Below are 23,431 nucleotides of genomic sequence, written 5' to 3'. Positions count from 1 at the left end.
GGCGGGCCGGGCGTGTGGGGCGTCCGTCGTCGTAGTCAGGTGCCGCATCTCAGGGGGGAATCATGCGCACGTCGGAGTACGTTCTCGGAAGGCTGGGCGTCGAACCGGCGACGGAATCGGTCTACCGCGCCCTGCTGGCGCAACCGCATGCCACGGCGGCGGAATTGGCGGCCCGTACGGACCTGACCGAGCAGGAGGCCGAGCGGGCCCTCGGCCGGCTGACCGGACTCGCCCTGGCACACCCTTCCACGGAACGCCCCGGGCGGCTTTACGCGGTGAGCCCGCGCCTGGGCATGGACATTCTGCTCGCCCGGCAGCAGGCCGAACTCGCCGCGCAGCAACAGCGCGTGGAGGAGAGCCGGGCAGCCGCCGCCCGGCTCGTCTCCGAATTCGCCACGCATCAGCATTCCGCCGCCGACCAGGGGGTGTTCCGATTGGCGGGGGCCGACCGGATCAGCGACCACGTACGGGAAATCGGCGCCCGTGCCGAGGAGGAATTGCAGGTGTTCGCCGCCGGGCAGCCGTACCCGTCGTCCGCCGCGTCCGCGTCCCGGCGTCTGTACGAGGACCTGCTCGCCCGCGGAATCCGGATACGGACCGTCTGCCTCGACAGCGCCCGCAACGATCCGGACGCCGTGGAGCAGGCCGAGCGGCTGGCGGCGGCCGGCGCCGAGGTCCGTACCGCCGCGGTCCTCCCCACCCGCATGGTCGTCGTCGACCGCCGCTCCGCGCTCGTCTTCACGGCCGGCGAGGACGCCACGGAGGCCGCCGTCTCCGTACGGGTGCCGGGCGTCGTGACCGCGCTGAGCACGCTGTTCGACGCCGTGTGGGCAGCGGCGGAACGGCTGGGCCCGCCGCCGTCCCGGCGCGCGGCGGACGGCTTCACCCGGCAGCACCTCGCCGCGCTGCAACTGCTCGCGGAGGGCCACACGGACGCCACGGTCGCCCGGCGGCTGGGCGTCTCGGCCCGGACGGCGCGCCGGATCGCCACCGACGCGATGGCGGGGATGAAGGCGCGCAGCCGGTTCCAGGCCGGGGTGCTGGCCGCGCAGTTGGGTTATCTGCCGGCGGCGTCGCCCGAGGTGCAGCGCACCGCATGAAGCGGAAAGGGTGGCCGGTGTCAGCACACCGGCCGCTTTTTCCCGTCCGCCGTTCCGGGGCCGGGCCGTGGACCGAATGGGACACGGCCGGTTCGGTCCACCGGCCGCCTCTTTTCCCGTACGGCGGCCGGTCCGACACTCCTTTCCATGAAGGCTCTGGTGTTGTCCGGCGGGACGGGAACCCGTCTTCGCCCATTCACGTACTCGATGCCCAAGCAATTGATCCCGATTGCGGGCAAGCCGGTTCTGCGGCACGTCCTGGAGAACATCCGGGAATGCGGTGTCACGGACATCGGCATCGTCGTCGACGCCCGGGACCGCCACATCGCGGCGGCTTTCGGTGACGGCGCGGACCTCGGCGTACGGCTCGGTTATCTGCGCCAGGAACAGCCCCTGGGGCTGGCGCACTGCGTGGCCCTCGCCCGGGAATTCCTCGGCGCGGAGGATTTCGTGCTGTACCTCGGCGACACCGTGCTGCCCGAGGGGATCGGCACGCTCGCCGCGGAATTCGCCGCCCGCCGCCCGGCCGCTCAACTCGTGGTCCAGAAGGTGCCCGACCCCCGCCGGTTCGGCGTCGCCGAACTGGACGCGGACGGCGCGGTGGTGCGGCTGACGGAGAAGCCGGACCGGCCGCGCAGCGACCTCGCGCTGGTCGGCGTCTACTTCTTCACCGCCGAGGTGCACCGCGCGGTGGCCGCGACCGGGCCGGGCCCGCGCGGCGAACGGGAGATCACCGATGCCGTGCAGCGGCTGGTCACCGAGGGCGCCGAGGTCCGGGCGGCGGAGTACGGCGGCTACTGGCGTGACACCGGCCGCGTCGAGGACGTCCTCGCCTGCAACCGCAGGCTGCTGGAGGGCGTCCGGACCGCCGTGGCGGGCACCGTGGACGCCGCGAGCCGGCTGACCGGGCCCGTCGTGGTCGAGGCCGGGGCGCGGGTCATCCGCTCGCGGATCGAGGGCCCGGCGCTGGTCGGCGCGGGCAGCGTCGTCGAGGACAGCCGCATCGGCCCGTACACCTCCCTGGGCCGCGACTGTGTGCTGCGCCGGGCCGGGCTGGCGGACTCCATCGCCCTCGACGGCGTCACCGTCGACCGGGTCGGCGGCGTGCACGGCTCGCTGATCGGCCGCGCCGCCCGCATCGGGCCCGGCGACGGCCGGCACCGGCTGCTGGTGGGCGACGACACCCGCGTCGAGGTGGCCGCGTGAGGCTCCTGGTCACCGGCGGCGCCGGGTTCATCGGCTCGCACTACGTACGGACGCTCCTCGGCGGCGGCTTCGGGGAGCACGGTGACGCGGACACCCACGTCACCGTGCTGGACCTGCTCACCTACGCGGGGAACCGCGCCAGCCTGCCCGCCCGCCACCCCCGCCTGGACTTCGTCCGCGGCGACATCGGCGACCTGCCGCTGCTGCTGTCCCTGCTGCCCGGCCACGACGCCGTACTGCACTTCGCGGCCGAGTCGCACGTCGACCGCTCACTCGACCCGGACACCGCGCCCGACTTCGTCCGCACCAACGTCCTCGGCACCCAGACGCTTCTCGACGCCTGTCTGCGCACCGGCGTCCCCCGAGTGGTGCACGTTTCCACCGACGAGGTGTACGGCTCCATCGAGCGCGGCGCGTGGACCGAGGACCAGCCGGTGGCACCGCGGTCCCCGTACGCGGCGTCCAAGGCGGCGGCCGACCTGTTCGCGCTGGCCTGCCACCACACCCACGGGCTGGACGTGTCCGTCACCCGCTGCTGCAACACCTACGGCCCCTACCAGCACCCCGAAAAGCTCGTCCCGCGCTTCGTGACCCACCTCCTGGAGGGCCGCGACCTGCCCCTGTACGGGGACGGCGGCAACGTCCGCGAATGGCTGCACGTCGACGACCACTGCCGGGCCGTCCACCGGGTGCTCCACCACGGCCGGGCCGGCGAGATCTACCACGTCGGCGACGGCACACCCCGCACCAACCGCGCGCTGACCGGCGACCTGCTGCGGCTGTGCGGCGCCGACTGGTCCCGCGTCCGCCGGGTGCCCGACCGCAAGGGCCACGACCGGCGCTACGCGCTCGACGCGACCAAGATCCGCGCGGAGCTGGGCCACCGCCCGCGCACCGGCTTCGACCGCGGCCTGGCCGACACCGTGGCCTGGTACCGCGACAACCCCGACTGGTGGAAGGAGGCGGCCCACCGATGACCACCCACGTGTGGGACTACCTGGCCGAGTACGAGGAGGAACGGGCGGACGTGCTGGACGCCGTCGATACGGTCTTCCGGTCCGGCCGGCTCGTGCTCGGCGCGAGCGTCCGCGGCTTCGAGACCGAGTACGCCGCCTGGCACGGCACCGGGCACTGCGTGGGCGTCGACAACGGCACCAACGCCGTCACCCTCGCCCTCCAGGCCCTCGGCATCCGCCCCGGAGACGAGGTGGTGACCGTCTCCAACACCGCGGCGCCCACCGTACTGGCCATCGACGCGGCCGGCGCCGTCCCCGTCTTCGTCGACGTCCACCCGGACACGTACCTCATGGACACCGGGCAGCTCGCGGCGGCCGTGACCGACCGCACCCGGGCGCTGCTGCCCGTGCATCTCTACGGGCAGTGCGTGGACATGGCGCCCCTCCGGGCCGTCGCCGAGGCGCACGGTCTGGCCGTACTGGAGGACTGCGCCCAAGCGCACGGCGCACGCCACCACGGCCGCCTCGCGGGAACCCTCGGCGACGCGGCGGCGTTCTCCTTCTACCCGACCAAGGTTCTCGGCGCGTACGGCGACGGCGGTGCGGTCCTCACGCGGTACGCGCATGTCGACGCCGCGCTGCGACGGCTGCGCTACTACGGCATGGCGGACCGCTACTACGTCGTCCGCACCCCCGGCCACAACAGCCGGCTCGACGAGGTGCACGCCGAGATCCTGCGCCGCAAACTGCGCCGCCTGGACCGGTATGTCGCCGGACGGCGCGCGGTGGCCGAGCGCTACGAAGAAGCGCTGGCAGGCAGCGGATTGGTGCTGCCCGTCACGGCTCCCGGCAATGAGCACGTGTACTACGTGTACGTCGTCCGCCACCCCGAACGGGACCGCATCCTGCGGACCCTCAAGGAGCGCCACGACATCGCGCTCAACATCAGCTACCCGTGGCCCGTGCACACCATGAGCGGCTTCGCCCACCTGGGCTGCCCCCGGGGATCACTGCCCGTCACCGAGGAACTGGCCGGGGAGATCTTCTCGCTGCCGATGTATCCGTCGCTGCCGCGCGGTGTGCAGGACCGGGTGATCGAGGCGCTGCTCGGCGTACTGGGGGAGCTGTGACGACCATGCCTGTGACGACCACGACGGCCTCGCCCGTGACGGCCGCGCCGGTGGCGCCCGGCCCGCTCGGCCGCTGGTTCGCCGAAGCCGGCGAGCGCCGGTACACCCGTACGCGGCGCATCCCGCTGGACGCCCTGGAGGGCTGGCACACCGACGCCCGCACCGGCGACCTCGTCCACGACCGGGGCGCGTTCTTCACCGTCCGGGGACTGGACGTGTCGGCCCCCGAAGGACCGGTCCCGTACTGGGCGCAGCCCATCCTCGACCAGCCCGAGACCGGCGTGCTGGGCCTGCTGGTCAGGGACTTCGGCGGCCGGCCGCACGTCCTGGCGCAGGCCAAGCCCGAGCCGGGCAACGCGGGCGGGCTCCAGCTCGCGCCGACCGTGCAGGCCACCCGCTCCAACTTCACCCGCGCGCACGGCGGCCGGACGGTGCCCTACCTGCGGTACTTCCGCGACCCGCCGTCGCGCGGGCTGGTGGCGGACGTACGCCAGTCGGAACAGGGCGCCTGGTTCTACCGCAAGCGCAACCGCAACATGATCGTGCGCACGACGGAGGACGTCGAGGTGCTGCCGGGGTACCGGTGGATGCCGCTGCCCCGCGTCCACGCCCTGCTCGGAGCCGGTGACGTGGTCAACATGGACGCCCGGAGCGTGCTCGCCTGCCTGCCCCCGCCGCCGGGGTCCGCGGGCCGCGCGCTGCACTCCGGGCGGGAGATCCTGCACTGGCTCACCGGCGTGCGCAGCCACGCCGGGCTGCGCACCCGGCCCGTACCGCTGCGCGGCCTGCCCGGCTGGCACCGCACCGAACACGCCGTGAGCCATGACACCGGCCGCTTCTTCGACGTCATCGCGGTCGAGGTGCGGGCGGGTGGCCGGGAGGTGCGGCGCTGGACGCAGCCGATGCTGCGCCCGCACGGGACCGGCATCGTCGCCTTTCTCCTCACCCGTGTCGACGGCGTGCCGCACGTCCTGGTGCACGCCGCCGCCGAACCGGGCAGCGTGGACGAGGCCGAGCTGACCGCGACGGTGTGCTGCACGCCGGAGAACTACGACGTACTGCCGCCCGGGGCACGCCCGCGCTTCCTCGACGAAGTCCTGACCGCAGCGCCGGACCGGGTGCTCTTCGACGCCCTCCTGTCGGAGGAGGGCGGCCGCTTCCACCACGCGCTCAACCGCTATCTGATCGTGGCCGTGGACGGGCCCGGACCGTACGAGGACTCCGGCACCCACCGATGGATGACCGCACACCAGCTCTCCGCCCTGCTGCGGCACAGCCACTACGTCACCGTCCAGGCCCGCACCCTGCTCACCTGCCTGCGCAGCCTGACCGGCCCGGACGGAACCCTGGAGCGCTGACCATGCCGACGTGCCGGATCTGCGGAACATCGCTGCACACCTTCCTCGACCTCGGCCACCACCCCCTGTCCTCGGCCTTCCCGACCCCCGCCGAGGCCCGGCGGGGCGACGCGTGCGACGCGTTCCGCTACCGCCTCGCCGCCGGGATCTGCGAGCACTGCGCCCTCGTCCAGCTCACCGACGGCATCCCGCACGAACGCCGCCCGTACCCGGGCTACCCGTACCACTCGTCCGGGTCGTCAGTGATGCGCGAGCACTTCCGCGCGACCGGGAGGCACCTGCTGCGCACCGAACTGCCGGGGAGGCACGCACCGTTCGCCGTCGAGATCGGCTGCACGGACGGTGTCGTCCTGCGGACCCTGGCGGACGCGGGGGTCCGCACTCTCGCCTTCGAGCCGTCCGGCTACACCGGGGCCGACGGAGTACAGGTGCACCGCGCCTTCCTCACCGCGGCTTCGGCGCGCGAGGCCGTCGCCACCGAGGGGCCCGCCCAGGTCGTGTACGCGGCCAACACCGTCTGCGACATCGCCGACCTGCCGGGGTTCTTCGCGGGGCTGGACGAACTCCTCGCGCCGGACGGCGTGTTCGTCTTCGAGGACCCGTACTTCGGCGAGATCGTCGGGCGCACCGCCTTCGACCAGTTCTACGACGAGCACCGGTACTACTTCACCGCGACCTCCGTACGGGCCCTGGCCGAACGGTTCGGCTTCCGGCTCGTCGGCATCGAACGCCTGCCGGTGCACGGCGGCCAGCTCCGCTACACCCTCGCCCGCGCCGGCCGCCGCCCGCCCGCCCCGGCCGTCGCGGAACTCCTGGCGGAGGAGGCGGCCCGGGGCCTGACGGACCCGGTGGCGCTCGCCGCCTTCGCGGGCCGGGTGGACGGCGTACGGAAAGACCTGGTGGCCCTCCTCGAAGAGCTGCGCGCCACGGGCCGCACCGTCGCCGGGTACGCGGCCACGGCCAAGAGCTGCACGGTGACCGCCTACTGCGGCCTCGGCCCGCGCCTGGTCCCGTACGTCTGCGACTCCACCCCCGCCAAGCAGGGCAGGCTGACCCCCGGCGCCCGCATCCCGGTCCGTGCGCCCGGTGCCTTCGCCGTGCCCTATCCGGACTACGCGCTGCTGTTCGCGTGGAACCACGCGGCGGAGATCATGGCGAAGGAGCGGGCGTTCCGGGCGGCGGGCGGGCGCTGGATCCTGTACGTCCCCGACGTGCGCGTGGTGTGAGCCGGGCGCCGGTGGCGGCTGCCACCGGCGCCCGGCCGTCCCGAGGTCAGGCCTGCGCCGGGTGGATCTTCCAGTCGGCCACGTCGGAGCTGCGGTTGAAGTACGCGTTGGTGCACAGGTCGTACTTGCCGCCGGTGGCGGTGCTGTGGCCGTTGGTCTCCAGGAAGCCGCCGTTGCCGCCGTAGGTGTTCCACAGGTGGACCACGTCGCCCGTCCGGACGTTCCGGTCGCCCGGCGAGGAGCTGCGGGCGAAGATCCGCCAGCGGCCGGTGCCGGGGGCGCGGTCCCGGGACTGGGAGGTGGACACGTCGTACAGGGCGCCCGCGTTCTTCTGGGCGTCGGAGGCGTGGCCGTTGCTGTCGAGGTAGCCGCCGTCGCCGCCGTAGAGGTTGCGCAGATACACCAGGTCGCCGCTGACGACGGGCTGGCCGGACGCCTTGCCGCTGGCCGAGTGGATCTCCCAGGTGCCGGTGCCCTTGCCGCGGGCGGGGGTGTCGGCGGTCGAGACGCTGTACTTGGCGCCCGAGGCGCCGCTGTGCCCGTTGGTGTCGAGATAGCCGCCCTGCCAGCCGTTGTACCCGTTCTGCAGGTGGATGCGGTCGCCGTACTTGAGCTCGTTCGCCATGGAGTTCCCCTCGGTGGACGATGCCGGGTGCGCAACCTCGCCGGGCGTGCCGCCGGTGCCCGGCGCGCACGGCCATCCTGTCGGCTACGCGCCCGTTTCTCCGGGCGATACGCGGACTTGTCCGGAACCCGACCGGCGCGCGCCCCGCGCCGCGCGCCCCTGTTCCGCCAGTTTCTCCAGCCGCGGCACGATGGCGGCGGGGGTGGGCAGAGCCGCCGTCTCGGCGCGGATATCGGCTGCCACGGCCAGCATCTTCTCGTCCGTGAGCAGGCGGCGCAGCAGCGTGGCGTCCACCGCGTCCGGGGTGCTGACCAGGCCGGCGCCCCGCGCGTGAAGAATCCGCGCCACCTCGAAGTCGTCGGCGCCGCCCGGCAGCACCAGATGGCTGACGCCCGCACCGAGCCCGGCCAGCGTGGTGCCGTTGCCGCCGTGGTGGATCATCGCGGTGCACGTCTCCAGCAGCGCGGTCAGCGGCAGCCACCCCTCGGCCCGTACGTTGGCGGGCAGTTCGCCCAGCACGGCGGGGTCGGCGTCGCCGAGCGCCAGGACGAACTCGGCGTCCACCGCTCCCGCCGCCCGGACCACCGTCCGCAGCTCGCCGACGCCGTTGAGCTGCGGGCGCAGGGTGCCGAGGGTGACCGCGACGCGCGGGCGGGGCGGGCGTTCCAGCAGCCAGGGAGGCAGCACCGCGCCGGTGGTGTAGGGGAGCGCCCGCATGGGCCAGCCGCCCAGGTCGTACGTGGCGATGCTGGGCGGACGGGTGTCGACCGTCGCGGCGACCGGGGGCCGCCCGGCCAGGCCGTGGCGCCGGTACGCGGCGGCCAGCCACGGCCCGAACCGGTCACTGATCTGCCGGAAGTGGTGGCAACTGATGGTGTGCTCGACCGCGGGCACCCCGAGCACGGCGGCCACCAGCGGCCCGGCGCCCTGGAGTTCGGTGTGCAGGACGAGGTCGGGCCGCCAGGACCGGGCGACCTCGACGGTCCGGTCCACGGTGGCCTCCGAGGTCCGGGCGAAGAGTTCGGCCGCCAGGGTGACGGCCTCGGGCGAGTCCGTACGGAACCGGTCGAAGGTCATCCGCCGCTCGGCCAGCAGCCGTCCGAAGATCTCCTCGGTGTCGCAGCCGGGCGCGGAGTCGAAGGCGTGCAGTCCGGCGCGCGCCACGAGCGCGCCGGAGGCGCCGGGGGTGGCGAACAGGACGTCGTGCCCCGCGGCGCGCAGCGCGTGCGCCAGCGCGACGGGCGGGAAGACGTGCCCCGCTCCGTGGGACGTGGTCACCAGGACGCGCATGGTTCGGCTCTCCCTCTCTCCTGGGGGACGGTCATTGCGCCGCTTCGACGGCCTTGCGCAGGGCGGCGGCCACCGTGCGGACATCGGCGTCGGTGAGCCCCGGGTGCAGCGGCAGGCACAGGGTCTCCGCGGCGGCCTGTTCCGCGCCGGGCAGGTCCGCGCCACCGGCCCCGTAGGCGGGGACCCGGTGCAGCGGCGCGTAGCGGAAGGTCGTGTAGATGCCGTCGCGGAACAGCGCGGAGGCCACCTCGTCGCGCAGGCGGGCGGCCATCTGCACCCAGTAGAGGAAGTACGAGGACGTGTGCCCGGCGGGCAGCTCGGGCGGCACCCGCACCGCGTCGAATCCGGCCAGTTCCTGGTCGTACAGCTCGACGATCTCCTTGCGGCGGGCGAGGAACGCGGGCAGCCGGGCCAGTTGTACGGTCCCGATGGCCGCGGTCAGGTCGTTGCCGATCTCCCGGCGGCCGGGCTCCGGGACGTCCAGGTCCCACCAGCGGTCCGAGACCCGCGCGTGGCCGAGCCCGGTCGGCTGGACCAGGCCGTGGTACGCCAGCCGCCGCGCCCGGGCGGCGAGCCGGGTGTCGCGTACGTGCAGCATCCCGCCGTCGCCGGTGGTCATCACCTTGGCCGCGTCGAAGCTCCACATCGCCAGGTCGCCGAAGGTGCCCACGGCCCGTTCGCCGACCCGGGAGGCCACCGAGCAGGCGCAGTCCTCGACCAGGGTGAGGCCCGCCCTGCGGCAGCGGTCCGCGATGCGCGCGATGTCGCCGGGGTAGCCGCCGTAGTGCAGCACCACGACCGCTTTCGTGCGGGGGGTGACGGCGGCCGCGATGTCCTCGGCGGACGGGTTGAGGGTGCGGGAGTCCACGTCGCAGAAGACCGGGCGGCCGCCGGCCCGTACGACGGCGTTGGCGGCCGCCACGAAGCTGGGCGAGGGCAGCACCACCTCGTCGCCGGGGGCGAGATCCAGCAGTTCGGCGGCGAGGAACAGGCCGGCGGTCCCCGAGTTGACGAACAGCAGGTGCTCGGGACGGGCGCCGATGTGGGCGGCGAAGGCCGCCTCGAAGGCGGTGCTGCGCGGTCCGTGGCCGAGCCAGCGGTCGGCGAACACGGCGGCGACGGCGGCCAGTTCGTCGTCGCCGGCCTGTGGCTGGAAGAGGTCGATCATGCCGGTCCTCGCATCCTCGAAGGGGCGGGCTTCGACGGTGAGTCTCGTGCGGGCGGAGGGGGCGCAGAAGCGGGGGACGCGGGCCCGAACGGGCCACGGCCGGTTCGGGCCACGCGAACTGCCTTTCCCGCGCGGGGCGGTGGCGGAAAAGTCATGGGTGTCAGCGAGAAGTCGTCCACGACGTGGAAAGTTCTTGAACTCTCAAGTACTGTTCGCTGTCACCGCGCCCGGCCGGCCGGCCCGGCGCGCCGCCATCCGGAGAGGAACCATGACGTCCCAAGCCGTCCACGCGTCCGGCCCGACCACCGACGACGCCCCTGACGACACCCGGCCCTGGACGACGGCCGCACCCGGCCCCTTCGGCGTGCTGATCACCGCGACCGGGCCCGGCGTCCCGGTCACCGCCGTCCCCGTACCGTGGCTGCGCGACCTGGCCCGCCGCCACCACCTCGTCGCTTTACGGGGGTTCACCGCCCCGGCCGACGCGACGGAACTCGACGCCTACGCGCGCACCTGGGGCGAGGTGATGGAGTGGCCGTTCGGCACGGTCTTCGACGTACGCGCCCACCAGGACCCCGAGGACCACGTCTTCGACACCGGCTTCATGCCGCTGCACTGGGACGGGATGTACGTCGACTTCGTGCCCGAGTTCCAGGTCTTCCACTGCGTCGCGGCACCCGGCGCGGCCGAAGGCGGCGGCACGCTCTTCTGCGACACCACCCGCGTCCTCGCCGACGCGGACGAGGAGACCCTGGAGCGCTGGCGCGGCCTGACCCTGCGCTACCGCAACGCCAAGGTCTCCCACTACGGCGGCCTCGTCGTCTCGCCCCTGATCGAACCGCACCCCGACGCCGGCTTCCCGGTCATGCGGTTCCTCGAACCGGTGCCGGACGGCGAGCACATCATCAACCAGCCCGATGTGAAGGTCGACGGGCTGGAGGGTGAGGCGGCCGCCGCCGAACTGGCCGCCGTCCGCGACGCCGCGTACGACCCCCGGCACGTGTACGTGCACGCCTGGCAGCAGGACGACATCGTCATCGCCGACAACTACACCCTGTTACACACCCGCGTGCCGTACCGCCGCGGACTGCCGCGCCACCTGCGCCGCGTCCACGTCCTGGGCGAACCCCGCTGCCCAGCCACATCCACGACCACCGGGACACCACCGGGGCCGACACCCAGCGAGGGACCGCATGACCGTGACGTACGAGCAGCACGCCGAGCGCGGGGAGCAGGGGGAGGACGAGGGCGAAGCCGCGTTCGCCGCCCTTACGGAGCAGTACACCGCCCGCATCCTGGAACTGCTGCTGCCGCACCGCAGGCCCGCCGGCGCCCCGGCGGGCACCCGGGACGACGGGGGAGACGGCGCCGACAGCGCCGAGGGCCGCGGCCACGACAGCCACCGGCCCGGACAGTGCTTCGCCGAACAGCTCACCCAGATCCGCGGCTTCGTCGCCCGCCGCGAGCCGGTGCTGCTGACCCTGCCGGCGTTCCCCTGCAAGTCGCCCAACCCCGCCAAGGTCGCCGGCCACCTCCCCGACCTCGGCGAACTGCTCTCGCTGCGCTTCCTGGACGACCTGTGCGCCGCGATCGACGCGGTCTACCCGCCCGGCGCCCGGCTGCTGATCTGCTCGGACGGCCATGTCTTCGGCGACCTCATCCGGGTGCCGGACGCGCACATCGACGCGTACGGCAAGGCACTGCGCGACATGATCGACGCCAACGGCCTGCGGCACATCGACACCTTCGGTCTCGACCACGTCTACGACGGCCGCAGCTACGACGAGAAGCGCGCGCTGCTGGAGAAGGACTACGCGCAGAGCGTGGAGGAACTCCGGGCCGAGGTACGGGCCGGCGGGCCGGCGCTCAGCCACTACCGGGGCACCATACGGTTCCTGGTCGAGGACACCGCGGACTGGACCGGCTCCAAGGCCCAGTTGCAGCGCGAGTGCCGCAGCCGCGCGTACGGCGTGCTGCGGCGCAGCCGGGCGTGGGGCGAGCTGATAGCCCACCACTACCGGCAGACCGTACGGCTCTCCATCCACCCGCAGGCCTGCGGCTCGGCGAAGTTCGGGATCGCGCTGCTGGAGGCGGCGGACAACTGGCTCACGCCCTGGCACGCCGTCGTCGTGCAGACCGGCACCGACCGCTTCCGGCTGATGAAGCGGCACGAGGCGGAGCGGGTGGGCATCCCGGCGGGTCCGAGCTGGCGCCCGAGCCACTACATCGCGTCGGAGCTGGTCGGCGCGGCGGGCTGACCGTCGTCCGCCGTGTGCGGGCGGTCCGCCCTTCGCCCGCACACCGCCGCGCAGGCCGCGAGCAGCACCCCGGCCAGGCACCAACTGGCCAGCACGTCCAGCGGCCAGTGATAGGCGCGGCGCACCAGGCCGACGCCGACCGCGAGATCGAGCAGCACCACGGCGGCCGCCAGCGCCGGTCCGTACGACCGTCCCGGGTATGCGGTCCACGGTGCGGCGAGCAGCAGGGCCACCGCTCCGTACGCGACGGCCGCCGTCGCTCCGTGCCCGGACGGGAAGAAACCGGCGTGCGCGCCGCCCGCCATCTCCGGGGGCCCCGGCCGGGCCAGCCACGTCTTCACCGGAACGACTACCGCGGGCACCACGGCCATCGTGACCAGGGAGGCCAACGGCGGCAGCCACCAGCGCGGGGCCGCCGCCCGCCGTCCGCGCCAGGCCGCGTACAGCGCGGCGAGTGCCAGCATCGGCACCGCCACGACCGTGTTGCCGAGGTCGGCGAAGAACTCGGCCAGGGCGGTGGGCACCGGGCTGTGCACGACGGCGCGGCCGAAGCGCTCGTCCAGCGCGCGCAGCGGGCCGTCGGAAGCCACCTGCCAGGTGAGGGCCGCGAAGAGCGCGGCGCACAGGACGCCCGCCCACAGGAGGGGGCGGACGAAGAAGGCCGGCCGCCTCGGAACAGGGGGGGTGGTTCCGAGGCGGCCGCGCTGACCGGAGGTCCGCGCGCCCCGGGGGGTCTGGGGCGGGCGGCCGTCCGATCGGTGAGGATTTCCGGGGCGCGCGGCCCCGGAGTCGTGCGCGAAGGCACGGCTCGGCCGTAGCTGGGGAAGCGCCGGCCGGGCGTCGCCCGCAGTCCCCTGCGGGCGGAGTGTTTCGCTCATCTGCAGAAACCGTACGGCAGGGAGCCGGGCCCGGACAGCCGGATCACCTGCCCGCCATCGGCCCCGCACACATTCTTCACGACCTGCCGCCGGTTCCCTCGGGTCACACCGTCGCGAGCGCGCTCTCGATGATGTCCAGGCCCTCGTTCAGCAGGTCCTCGCCGATGACCAGCGGCGGCAGGAAGCGCAGCACGTTGCCGTACGTGCCGGTGGTCAGCACCAGCAGGCCCTCCTGGTGGCACGCCGCCGCCAGCGCCGCGGTCGCCTTCGGGTTCGGCTCCTTGGAACCGGACTCCACGAGCTCGATGGCGATCATCGCGCCCCGGCCGCGCACCTCGCCGATGATGTCGTGCTTCTCCGCCATCGCCGCCAGCCGCGGCTTCATGATCTCGCCGATCCGGCGGGCCTTGGCGTTCAGGTCCAGCTCACGCATGGTCTCGATGGAGCCGAGCGCCGCCGCGCAGGCCACCGGGTTGCCGCCGTAGGTGCCGCCCAGGCCGCCCGCGTGCGCCGCGTCCATCATCTCGGCGCGGCCGGTGACGGCGGCCAGCGGCAGGCCGCCCGCGATGCCCTTGGCGGTCGTGATCAGGTCCGGGACGATGTTCTCGTCCTCGCACGCGAACCACTGACCGGTACGGCAGAAGCCGGACTGGATCTCGTCCGCGACGAAGACGATGCCGTTCTCCTTCGCGAACTCCGCGATGGCGGGCAGGAAGCCCTTGGCCGGCTCGATGAAGCCACCCTCGCCGAGCACCGGCTCGATGATGATCGCGGCCACGTTCTCCGCGCCGATCTGCTTGGTGATCTGCGAGATGGCCTGGTCCGCGGCCTCCTTGGCGCAGTTCTCCGGGCCGGTCAGCCAGCGGTAGGGGTAGGCCAGCGGCACCCGGTAGACCTCGGGCGCGAACGGTCCGAAGCCGTGCTTGTACGGCATGTTCTTCGCGGTCAGCGCCATCGTCAGGTTCGTCCGGCCGTGGTAGCCGTGGTCGAAGACGACGACCGCCTGGCGCTTGGTGTACGCGCGGGCGATCTTGACGGCGTTCTCCACGGCCTCCGCGCCGGAGTTGAACAGCGCCGACTTCTTCGCGTGGTCGCCCGGCGTCAGCTCGGCGAGCTGCTCACAGACCTCCACGTACGGCTCGTACGGCGTGACCATCACACAGGTGTGGGTGAAGTCGGCGAGCTGCGCGGTGGCGCGGCGCACCACGGCCTCCGCGCTGTTGCCGACCGAGGTCACGGCGATGCCGGAGCCGAAGTCGATGAAGGAGTTGCCGTCGACGTCCTCCAGGATGCCGCCGCCCGCGCGCTTGGCGAAGACGGGCAGCACCGCCCCGACACCACCGGCCACGGTGGCCTGCTTGCGGGCCCACAGCTCCTGGGACTTCGGGCCGGGGATCGCGGTGACGACGCGACGCTCCTGGGGGAGGGCGGGGCCTCCGGACAGTTCGGTCATGGCAGTCTCCTGGGGGTGGAACGGGACGTACTGAAGACGTACGGAAGGGGTTGTGCTCGCAGGCTAGGGGGAGGAACGGGACGTCGGCATGTTCCGTTCGGGAGAAGTGCGCGTGTTGCGTTGTCCGCACCGGACATAGCGGCGCTCCGCGGCCAGTAGATTGAACGGCGGCAATGCGCGGGAACAGCAGGGCGCACGGGCGGAACCGTCTCCGTCCGGCGTCCGGACGTCTCAAGGGGGACGAGGGGCACCGGATGGACACCGAGGGCACGCAGCACGACGCACCGCACACCCGCACCGACCACCCCGTACCCCGCCCCACGGCACCACCGGTCCCGTCCGCGCCGCCGGCCCCGAGAATCCCGCCGGTGCCGCCGGCGCCGCCCGCCGCCCCCGGGGACGGTACGTTCCTGCGCTGGCTGCGCGCCCCCGCCGGGCCGCCGCGCCCGGCATCTGGACGTACGGGCACGTGCCCCGGCCCGAGGAGAGCCCCGACCGGGTGCCCACCCGGCAGCTCGTCACCGGCGCGCTGATCTCGTTCCTGTGCGGCTGGCTGCTCTGGTCGCTGCTCTGGAACGGCTACCTCGGCCCGTACTGGCTCTACCCGCTGCTGCTCCTGACGCCCGACTCCTGGCGCGCGGCCGGCGGCGACAAGATGATCTTCGTCTGGGTCACGTACCTCTACTACGCGCTCTTCCTCGCCCTCCTCGTCCTCGTCTTCGGACGCCTCGGCCGCTGGGCCGAACTGGGGCGGCGCTGCCTCGGGCCCGTACTGCGCCGTGCCAGGGAACGCCGCCCCGACGCCGTACCGGAGCCGCAGGAGGACCGCGCCCAGTGGCCCGCACTGCGTGCGGGCGGCGCGCCCGACGCCGCCGACAAGCTCACCGCCGAGACGCTCGCCGGGCGCATGAACGACGTCGACGTGGCGCGCATCGAACGCGCCTGGCACTCGGTGCGTTCCGGCCACAACTCCCTCGCCTCCTTCACCGACACCGTCCTGCGCCACGGCGCCGCCGCCTGCGCCCACCCCTCCGGGCAGCGCGACCTGCCCGTCCGCACGGCCCACCACGACCTGCTCGCCCACCAGGTGCGCATCGGCACCGCCACCGACCACCCGCGCAACCCCCACCAGCACCGCGGTACGGGCTTCGCCCTCGACCCGGCGCTGCTGGGCACCTCGTTGCTGGCCGTCGGCCCGCCCGGCTGCGGCAAGACCACCCGGGTGGTGCGGCCGGTCGTGGAGTCCCTGTGCCTCCAGGCGCTGGCCGGCCGGAGTGCCGTGGTCGCCGTCGGCGCGGCCGGCTCCGCCCTCGGCCCGGACGACGCGTTCGACGTGATCGTCCGGATCGGCGCGCCCGAACCGGACTGCGACCTCGACCTGTACGGCGGCACCACCGACCCCGACGAAGCGGCCGGCATCCTCGCCGAAGCGCTCGTCGGCGACCTCGCCGCCACCCAGCCCGGCGGTGACAGCCGACGCGCCGCGACCGCGCTCGGCCAACTGCTCGGCCCGTTCCGGACCGCGCACCGTCGCTTCCCGTCCGTCCCCGAACTCCGCGAACTCCTCGACGGATCGGACACGGCGCTCGCCGCGCTGCGCACCGCCCTGAAGACCACCGAGTCGCACGCCCAGTTGCGCGAACTGGACGCCCGCGCACGGCAGTCCGGGCGCCCCGGCGACGTCGGCGACCTGCTCGCCGACCGCCTCGCCCTCCTCGACCGCCCGCCTTCGCGCCGTACTTCCGCCCCGAGGGCGGCGACCGCCAGCTCTCCCTGCGCGCCCTCGACCGCCCGCTGCGCGTCCGCGTCGACCTGCCCGAACGCGGTCACGCCGAGGCGTCGCGCATCCTGGCCCGGCTGGTGCTCGCCCAGTTCACCGAGTGCGCGGCCGCCCGCGGTGACCGCTCGCTCTTCGCCTGCCTGGTCCTGGACGACGCGGCGCACACCGTCACCGCCGAATCCCTGCGCGGCCTGCAACGGCTGCGCGCCGCCAACGCGGGCGTCCTGATGACCCTGCGCTCCCTCGACGACGTCCCCGAGTCGCTGCGCAGCGCGCTGCTGGGCGCGGTGGGCTGCCGGATGGCGTTCGCGGGCGTGACGACCTGGGACGGGGCGCGGTTCGCCGAGGTCTGGGGCAAGGAGTGGGTCGAGACCCGGGACGTGACCGACCGTCAGATCATCGCCGAGGGCGCCGCGATGAAGGCGTTCCACCTCTTCCGCCACCTGGTCACCGGCAAGGCCGCCACCGCCAAGGCGGTCACCGTCCGCACCGTCGAGCGCGAACGCTGGTCCGCCTCCGACCTGGCCAACTCCGTCCCCCGGGGCACGGGGTGCTGTCGGTGACGTCGGTGCGGGGGGAGCATGCGCCGCCGGTGTTGGTGGATCTTCGGGGGTGAGGAGGGCCTGGGTCACTCCTCCCGCACCACCCCCGTAGCCGTGACCTCCACCAGTTGTCCCGGGTAGCCGAGGACGGTCACGCCCACGAGCGTGGAGGTGTGCGGGCCGGTGGACAGGGCCGAGGCGCGGATCTCGTCCCAGACCGCGGAGAGGTCCTCCGGAGCACTGCCGACGACGTACACGGTGCTGGCGAGCACCTGGTCCAGGCCGCTGCCGGCCGCTTCCAACTGGACGGCGAGGTTGGCGAGGACCTGGCGGGTCTGGGCCGGGCGGTCGTCCGGGCCGACGAGGGCGCCGTCCGCGTCCAGCGGGACCGCGCCCGCCGAGAAGACCAGGCGTTCACCCGCCTCGACGACGGCGGCGTGCGAGTAGAGCGGGGGCGGGAACAGGCCGGGCACGGTCGTGAAGCGGGTCATGAGGCTCCTCCGGAGCGAGCGGGTGCCGACGTGCTGCCGAACCGGTCGGTGCCGATCAGCTCACGGCCGGGCCCGGCGCGTCCACCCGATTTCCAGGCCGTCGCGGGTGTCACGCTGCCAGGGCCACCCCCACCCGTACGGCTGCATCCCCGGACGATCCCACCCCCGCACCCCTCCACTGAGGCAGAATCGGCAGCGACCGTTCATACGGGACGGCGCAGCGCCGGCCCGCCGACAGCACGCCCGCCCGCCGACGCCCCCGAAGGTCCCATGCCGCACACGCTCGCCTCCCTGGCCCACCACTCCGCGCTCAAGCTGACGGTGCTCGCGGGCGAGGACCGGCTGGACACCCCGGTGCGCTGGGCGCACGCCAGTGAGCTGATCGACCCGGTGCCGTACATGGAGGGCGGCGAGCTGCTGCTCATCACCGCCCTCAAGCTGGACGCCGAGGACCCGGCGACGGCCCGCCGGTACGTGCGGCGGGTCGCGGGCGCCGGTGTCGTCGGGCTCGGCTTCGCGGTCGGCGTCAACTACGAGGACGTGCCGCGGGCGCTGGTCACCGCCGCCGCCGAGGAGGGACTGCCGCTGCTGGGCGTGCCCCGCAGCACCCCGTTCATCGCCATCAGCAAGGCCGTCTCCGCCGCGGTCGCCGCCGACCAGTACCGCGCCGTGACCGAGGGCTTCGAGGCGCAGCGCGAGCTGACCCGGGCCGCCCTCGGCACCGAGGGCCCGGCCGAGCTGCTGGCCCGGCTCGCCGCGCACCTCAAGGGGTGGGCCGCGCTGTACGACGCGTCCGGCACGGTGGTCGCGGCGGCCCCCGACTGGGCGGCCCGCCGCGCCGCGCGGCTGAGCGGCGACGTGGGGCGGCTGCGCGAGCGCCCGGCCCCCGCCAGCTCCGTCGTCAGCGACGCCGAGGGCGACGACCGTGTGGAGCTCCAGTCGCTGGGCACCGGCCGCCGCGCCCGCGGCGTCCTCGCGGTCGGTACGGGCGCGCCGCTGGGCACCGCCGAACGCTTCGCCGTGCACTCCGCCGTCGCCCTCCTGACGCTGACCACCGAGCGCTCCCGCGCCCTCCAGGAGGCCGAGCAGCGGCTCGGCGCCGCGGTGCTGCGGATGCTGCTGGCCGGTGAGCCGGACCACGCGCGGGCGGTCGCGGGCCGGCTGTACGGCGGTCTCCTGGACGCGCCCTTCCGGGTGGTGGTCGCCGAGCCGGTCGCCGCCGACGGCACGGAGTCCGGCGACGCGCCGCCCGCCCTGGACGCGCTCGCCGACGCCATGGAGTCGGCGGCGGCCCGTACCGGCGAGGCCGTGCTGGCCGTACCGGAGGGCGCCCGGCTGGTCGTGCTGGCCGCCGACGGCGGGGCCGCCGTCGAGGCGTGCGCCGAGCACGCCGCCGCGGCCCAGGCCCGGTACGGCGGGCAGCCGCTGCCGCGCGGGCGCGCGGCGCGGGCCGAGGCGGGGCGGTCCGGCGCGCAGCTCGCCGTCGGCCTGTCCGCGCCGTCCGGGCCGCGGGACGCCGCGCACGCCCACCGCCAGGCCGAGCAGGCCCTGTCGGTCGCCCGCCGCCGCGGCCGGGTGCTCGTCGAGCACGAGGACGTGGCGTCCGGTTCGGTGCTGCCGCTGCTGGCCGACGACGCCGTACGGGCCTTCGCCGACGGCCTGTTGCGCGCCCTGCGCGAGCACGACGCCACCGGCCGCGGGGACCTCGTCGCCTCGCTGCACGCCTGGCTGTCCCGGCACGGCCAGTGGGACGCGGCCGCCGCCGACCTGGGCGTGCACCGGCACACCCTGCGCTACCGGATGCGGCGGGTGGAGGAGATCCTCGGCCGCTCGCTGGACGACCCGGACGTACGGATGGAGCTGTGGCTGGCGCTGAAGGCGACGGCGGCGGTGGCGGACCCGTACGAGGACGGTCCGGGGGAGTAGCCGGCGCAGGAGACGGCCCGTGCCCCGTCCGCGTACGCCAATGCGGCGGGCGGCGCCGTACGACTACTCCGCGCCGGACAAACGCCGTGGCCGCACCCCGCCCCTACGGTGGACCCAGGCCCGCGAGGGCCGTCCGTACCACCCCCACTTCGGAAGGGCCGGGACCCCTGTGACTTCTCCCACCGCCTTTTGGCTCGCCGGTCGCCAGGCCACCGGCGAGGACACCTTCGACGTCACCTCCCCCTGGGACGGCCGTCTCGTCGGCACGGTGAGCGTTCCCACCGAGGCCCAGACCGAGGAGGCCGTCGCGGCCTCCGTCGCCGTGCAGGAAGCGTTCGCTGCCACCCCCGCCCATGTGCGGGCCGCGGCGCTGGACCATGTGCAGCGGCGCCTGGTGGAGCGCACCGAGGAGATCGCCCGGCTCATCTCCGCCGAGAACGGCAAGCCCATGAAGTGGGCCCGCGGCGAACTGGGCCGTGCCGTCTCCGTCTTCCGGTTCGCCGCCGAGGAGGCCCGCCGCTTCAACGGCGGCGAGGCGCAGCGTCTGGACACCGACGCGGGCGGCGCCGGCCGGCTCGCCCTGACCCGCCGCTTCCCGCGCGGCACGGTGCTGGGCATCGCGCCCTTCAACTTCCCGCTCAACCTCTGCGCCCACAAGATCGCCCCGGCGATCGCGGCGGGCGTGCCGATCATCCTCAAGCCGGCCCCGGCCACCCCGCTGTCCGGCCTGATCCTGGGCGAGCTGCTGGCCGAGACCGACCTGCCGGCCGGTTCCTGGTCGATCCTTCCGGTGCCCAACGACCGGATGCCGGCGCTGGTGCAGGACGAGCGGCTGCCGGTGATCTCCTTCACCGGTTCCGAGCAGGTCGGCTACGCGATCATGGACTCGGTGCCGCGCAAGCACTGCACCCTCGAACTGGGCGGCAACGGCGCGGCCGTGGTGCTGGCGGACTACGCCTCCGAGGCCGACCTGGACTGGGCGGCGCAGCGCATCGCCACCTTCTCCAACTACCAGGGCGGCCAGTCCTGCATCTCCGTGCAGCGGGTGATCGCCGACGCGTCGGTGTACGACCGGCTGGTCCCGAAGATCGTGGCGGCCGTCAACGCACAGGTCACCGGCGACCCGTCGGACGACGCGACCGAGGTCGGCCCGCTGGTCAGCGAGGCCGCCGCCCAGCGCGTCGAGGCGTGGGTGGACGAGGCCGTCGGCGCGGGCGCCAAGCTGCTCGCGGGCGGCAAGCGGGACGGCGCCTCGTACGCGCCGACCGTGCTGGAGGACGTGCCCGCCGGCGCGACCCTCGCCTGCGAGGAGGTCTTCGGCCCGGTCCTGACCCTGACGAAGGTGGACGGCGAGGAGGCGGCGTTCGCCGCCGTCAACAACTCCAAGTACGGCCTCCAGGCGGGCGTGTTCACGCACGACGTGCAGACCGCGTTCCGGGCGCACCGGGCGCTGGAGGTCGGCGGCGTGATCGTCGGCGACGTGCCGTCCTACCGCGCGGACCAGATGCCGTACGGCGGCGCCAAGCAGTCCGGTGTGGGCCGCGAGGGTGTGCGCTTCGCGATGGAGGACTACACCTACGAGCGGGTGCTCGTGCTGACCGGTCTGGACCTGTAGGACCCGGCCGGCCGCCGGTACGGACGTACCGGCCGGACCGACGAGCAACGCGCTCCGGCACCCTGTCCCGGAGCGCGTTGCCTCCCCCGTTCCCCCGTGCGGCGGTGCTGTCCTTCCCCCGTGCCCCCGCACTCTTGTGGCGGTACGGCGACCGTACGCGCCCGCCGCCCGCCGGGGCGTCCCGTCAGAGGTGGAAAACCGGGTGTGACTTCCGCGGTACCGGCCGCCCGGACGTACGACTTCCGCGGTACCCGCACCGACTCCTCCGGGCCGACGACCCGCCGTACGCGCCGGGTTACGCTGCGGGCGTGCGCATGGGCGGGGTGGCCGGGGAGGTGCGACGGCGGGTACGGAGCGTGCCGCCGCCGACCCTCGACGCGGGCATCGCGGCCGGCTTCGCCGTCGTCTCGCTGCTGCTCGGCCACGACAACGTGCCGGCCGGCTGGGAGCGCCTGGACGGCCTCGGCTCCGCGCTGACCTGCCTGATCAACCTGCTGGTCGTGGCCCGCAGGCAGGCCCCCGTCGCCGTGTGCCTGGCCGTCTTCCTGCTGTGGGGCGGCTACATCGCGCTGGACTACTGGCCCGTCGTCAACAGCCTCGCCGGGCTGATGGCCCTCTACACCGTCGCCGCCCACCGCCCGCCACGCGTCGCCGCCGGCTGCTCGGTCCTGCTGGCCGTGCTCTGGAACTTCGCCGGGCTGACGGGCGAGGAGAGTTCGTGGGCCACCACGCTCGGCCAGAGCGTGCTGTACCCGGTGATCCTGTGCTGGTTCGGCAACGTCGCCCGCACCTCCGCCGAACGCAACGTCCGGCTCGCCGAGATGGCCGGACAGCTCCGCCGCGAGCAGGAGGAGAACGCCCGGCGCGCGGTCGCCGAGGAACGGGTGCGCATCGCCCGCGAACTGCACGACGTGGTCGCCCACCACATGTCCGTGATCTCCGTGCAGGCCGGACTGGCCGGATATGTCTTCACCTCCGACCCGGACACCGCCCGCCGCGCCCTGGGCACCATCGCCGGAACCAGCGGCGAGGCCCTGGAGGAGATGCGGCGGCTGCTCGCCGTACTCCGGGTGGACCCGAGGGAGATGGCGGGCGGACCGGCCGCCGTGGACCGCCGGGAGACGGGCGAGGGCGCGACGGCCGACGCCTACGAACCGGCGCCCGGCCTCGACCGGATCGGTACGGTCGTCGCCCGGGTACGGGCCGCCGGGCTGCCGGTCGCCCTGCGGACGACGGGGGAGCGGCGGCCGTACCCGCCGGGGCTGGAACAGTGCGCCTACCGCGTCGTCCAGGAGGCCCTGACCAACGCCCTCAAGCACGCCGGGTCCGCCCGCGTCGACGTGCGGATCGACCACGGCGCCGACCGGCTCACGGTCGAGGTGCGCGACGACGGCGGCACCTCCGGCACTCCCGGCACGCCTGCCCCACACGCCCCACACGCCCCGCACGCCCCGCCGCGCGGGGCCGCGGCCCCACCGCCGCCACCCTCCGCACCGTCGGCATCCGGCCAACTCTCCACCGGACACGGGTTGATAGGGATGCGCGAGCGGGCCAGGATTTACGGCGGCAGTCTGCGCGCCGGTCCGGTACCGGGCGGCGGCTTCCAGGTGCTGCTCACCCTGCCCGTCCATCCCGCGGCGGGCCCGGCACCGCCGCGGAAAGGGACGACAGAGCATGATCAGGGTGCTGGTGGCCGATGACCAGGTCCTCATCCGGGCCGGTGTGGCCGCCCTGCTGCGGGCCGCGCCCGACGTCGAGGTGGTCGGCGAGGCGTCGGACGGCGAGGAGGCGGTCCGGCTGGCCGCCGAACACCGCCCCGACGTGATCCTCATGGACATCCGGATGCCCGGGGTCAGCGGCATCGCGGCCACCGAACGCATCCTGCGGGCCGCCGCCGAGTCCGGCGGGCAGGCCCCGCACGTCGTGGTGCTCACCACCTTCGACCTGGACGAGTACGTCTACGCCGCGCTGCGCGCCGGAGCCAGCGGCTTCCTCCTCAAGGACACTCCGCCGCAGCGGCTGCTCTCGGCCATCGCCACCGTCGCGGGCGGCGACATGCTCTTCGCGCCGAGCGTGACCCGCAGGCTGGTCGAGGCGTACGCCCAGCGGCTGGACGAGCCCGCTCCGGAGGCCGCCGACGGGCCGGAGTCCCTCCAGGCGCTCACCGCCCGCGAACGGGAGGTGCTGCGGCACACCGCCAAGGGCCTGTCCAACCCGGAGATCGCGGCCCGGCTGGTGATCAGCGAGGCCACCGTGAAGACCCATCTGAACCGCACGATGGCCAAGCTGGGGCTGTGCAGCCGGGCCCAGGCGGTGGTGCTGGCGTACGAGACGGGACTGGTCACGCCGGGCGTCCGCTGACGGCCGGGAAGACACCGCGGGCACCGCCGTCCCCCCGTCTCCCGCCTGCCTCCGGACGGGCGTAATCC

At 74.2% G+C, this 23,431-nt stretch carries 17 protein-coding genes and 2 pseudogenes; 13 read left to right on the top strand and 6 right to left on the bottom strand.

What is annotated here, in order from left to right:
- Positions 1-62 precede the first annotated feature (62 nt).
- The 6 genes from EJG53_RS11090 to EJG53_RS11065 all read left to right on the top strand — a co-directional run bounded on the left by EJG53_RS11090 (position 63) and on the right by EJG53_RS11065 (position 6,976).
- Positions 63-1,100, top strand: coding sequence for a helix-turn-helix domain-containing protein (locus tag EJG53_RS11090; RefSeq protein ID WP_125044715.1), 1,038 nt, complete (start codon positions 63-65; stop codon positions 1,098-1,100).
- A gap of 147 nt (positions 1,101-1,247) precedes the next feature.
- Positions 1,248-2,306 (top strand): glucose-1-phosphate thymidylyltransferase, encoded by a 1,059-nt coding sequence (locus tag EJG53_RS11085; protein ID WP_125044714.1) that lies wholly within the window; start codon positions 1,248-1,250, stop codon positions 2,304-2,306.
- Complete coding sequence (gene rfbB, locus EJG53_RS11080; protein WP_125044713.1) at positions 2,303-3,283, top strand: dTDP-glucose 4,6-dehydratase; 981 nt, start codon at positions 2,303-2,305, stop codon at positions 3,281-3,283. The genes EJG53_RS11085 and rfbB overlap by 4 nt, the downstream gene beginning before the upstream one ends.
- Positions 3,280-4,392 (top strand): DegT/DnrJ/EryC1/StrS family aminotransferase, encoded by a 1,113-nt coding sequence (locus EJG53_RS11075; RefSeq protein ID WP_125044712.1) that lies wholly within the window; start codon positions 3,280-3,282, stop codon positions 4,390-4,392. Before rfbB ends, EJG53_RS11075 begins: the two co-directional genes overlap by 4 nt.
- Positions 4,393-4,397: 5 nt before the next feature.
- Positions 4,398-5,750, top strand: a complete 1,353-nt coding sequence (locus EJG53_RS11070) for an NDP-hexose 2,3-dehydratase family protein (protein ID WP_125044711.1) — start codon at positions 4,398-4,400, stop codon at positions 5,748-5,750.
- 2 nt (positions 5,751-5,752) lie between these two features.
- Positions 5,753-6,976 carry a class I SAM-dependent methyltransferase gene (locus tag EJG53_RS11065; RefSeq protein WP_125044710.1) on the top strand — a complete coding sequence of 408 codons (1,224 nt, stop codon included), beginning with the start codon at positions 5,753-5,755 and terminating at the stop codon, positions 6,974-6,976.
- 46 nt (positions 6,977-7,022) lie between these two features.
- On the opposite strand, the gene EJG53_RS11060 is transcribed toward EJG53_RS11065, so the two are convergent.
- The 3 genes from EJG53_RS11060 to EJG53_RS11050 all read right to left on the bottom strand — a co-directional run bounded on the left by EJG53_RS11060 (position 7,023) and on the right by EJG53_RS11050 (position 10,059).
- Positions 7,023-7,601 (bottom strand): hypothetical protein, encoded by a 579-nt coding sequence (locus EJG53_RS11060; RefSeq protein WP_125044709.1) that lies wholly within the window; start codon positions 7,599-7,601, stop codon positions 7,023-7,025.
- Positions 7,602-7,685: 84 nt separating this feature from the next.
- A complete protein-coding gene (locus EJG53_RS11055; protein WP_167515095.1) occupies positions 7,686-8,891 on the bottom strand; it encodes a nucleotide disphospho-sugar-binding domain-containing protein in 1,206 nt (401 codons plus the stop codon).
- A 31-nt stretch (positions 8,892-8,922) separates the two neighbouring features.
- Entirely contained in the window at positions 8,923-10,059 is a 1,137-nt protein-coding gene (locus EJG53_RS11050) for a DegT/DnrJ/EryC1/StrS family aminotransferase (protein WP_125044707.1), read from the bottom strand.
- On the opposite strand from EJG53_RS11050, the pseudogene EJG53_RS43860 reads away from it, so the two are divergent.
- Together EJG53_RS43860 and EJG53_RS11040 are read left to right on the top strand one after the other, a co-directional pair.
- Positions 10,058-11,110 (top strand): annotated as a pseudogene (locus EJG53_RS43860) (TauD/TfdA dioxygenase family protein); the annotation flags it as partial. The gene EJG53_RS11050 and the pseudogene EJG53_RS43860 overlap by 2 nt on opposite strands.
- Before the next feature lie 142 nt (positions 11,111-11,252).
- Positions 11,253-12,317, top strand: a complete 1,065-nt coding sequence (locus tag EJG53_RS11040; protein WP_125044706.1) for an L-tyrosine/L-tryptophan isonitrile synthase family protein — start codon at positions 11,253-11,255, stop codon at positions 12,315-12,317.
- Here EJG53_RS11040 and EJG53_RS11035 read toward each other — a convergent pair.
- Both EJG53_RS11035 and gabT read right to left on the bottom strand, forming a co-directional pair.
- Entirely contained in the window at positions 12,281-13,195 is a 915-nt protein-coding gene (locus tag EJG53_RS11035; RefSeq protein ID WP_125044705.1) for a phosphatase PAP2 family protein, read from the bottom strand. The two genes, EJG53_RS11040 and EJG53_RS11035, sit on opposite strands and share 37 nt — an antisense overlap.
- 103 nt (positions 13,196-13,298) lie before the next feature.
- Positions 13,299-14,648, bottom strand: a complete 1,350-nt coding sequence (gene gabT, locus EJG53_RS11030; protein ID WP_125044704.1) for a 4-aminobutyrate--2-oxoglutarate transaminase — start codon at positions 14,646-14,648, stop codon at positions 13,299-13,301.
- Between the two features lie 254 nt (positions 14,649-14,902).
- On the opposite strand from gabT, the pseudogene EJG53_RS11020 reads away from it, so the two are divergent.
- Positions 14,903-17,044 (top strand): annotated as a pseudogene (locus EJG53_RS11020) (ATP-binding protein).
- 12 nt (positions 17,045-17,056) lie between these two features.
- Here the strand turns inward: EJG53_RS11020 and EJG53_RS11015 are convergent.
- A complete protein-coding gene (locus EJG53_RS11015; protein ID WP_125044703.1) occupies positions 17,057-17,461 on the bottom strand; it encodes a RidA family protein in 405 nt (134 codons plus the stop codon).
- A gap of 270 nt (positions 17,462-17,731) precedes the next feature.
- Between EJG53_RS11015 and EJG53_RS11010 the strand changes: the two genes are divergently transcribed.
- The 4 genes from EJG53_RS11010 (at position 17,732) to EJG53_RS10995 (ending at position 23,363) form a co-directional block, all read left to right on the top strand.
- Positions 17,732-19,387 (top strand): PucR family transcriptional regulator, encoded by a 1,656-nt coding sequence (locus EJG53_RS11010; RefSeq protein WP_125044702.1) that lies wholly within the window; start codon positions 17,732-17,734, stop codon positions 19,385-19,387.
- Positions 19,388-19,556: 169 nt separating this feature from the next.
- Positions 19,557-21,002 (top strand): aldehyde dehydrogenase family protein, encoded by a 1,446-nt coding sequence (locus EJG53_RS11005; protein ID WP_125044701.1) that lies wholly within the window; start codon positions 19,557-19,559, stop codon positions 21,000-21,002.
- 314 nt (positions 21,003-21,316) lie between these two features.
- Complete coding sequence (locus EJG53_RS11000) at positions 21,317-22,702, top strand: sensor histidine kinase (RefSeq protein ID WP_125049308.1); 1,386 nt, start codon at positions 21,317-21,319, stop codon at positions 22,700-22,702.
- Complete coding sequence (locus EJG53_RS10995) at positions 22,677-23,363, top strand: response regulator (RefSeq protein ID WP_174856394.1); 687 nt, start codon at positions 22,677-22,679, stop codon at positions 23,361-23,363. Before EJG53_RS11000 ends, EJG53_RS10995 begins: the two co-directional genes overlap by 26 nt.
- The last annotated feature ends 68 nt before the right edge of the window (positions 23,364-23,431 follow it).

The organism is Streptomyces chrestomyceticus JCM 4735 (genome assembly GCF_003865135.1).
Lineage (GTDB): Bacteria > Actinomycetota > Actinomycetes > Streptomycetales > Streptomycetaceae > Streptomyces > Streptomyces chrestomyceticus.
Note: the sequence above shows the minus strand (reverse complement) of the source record. Positions and strands in the feature narration are given on the sequence as shown.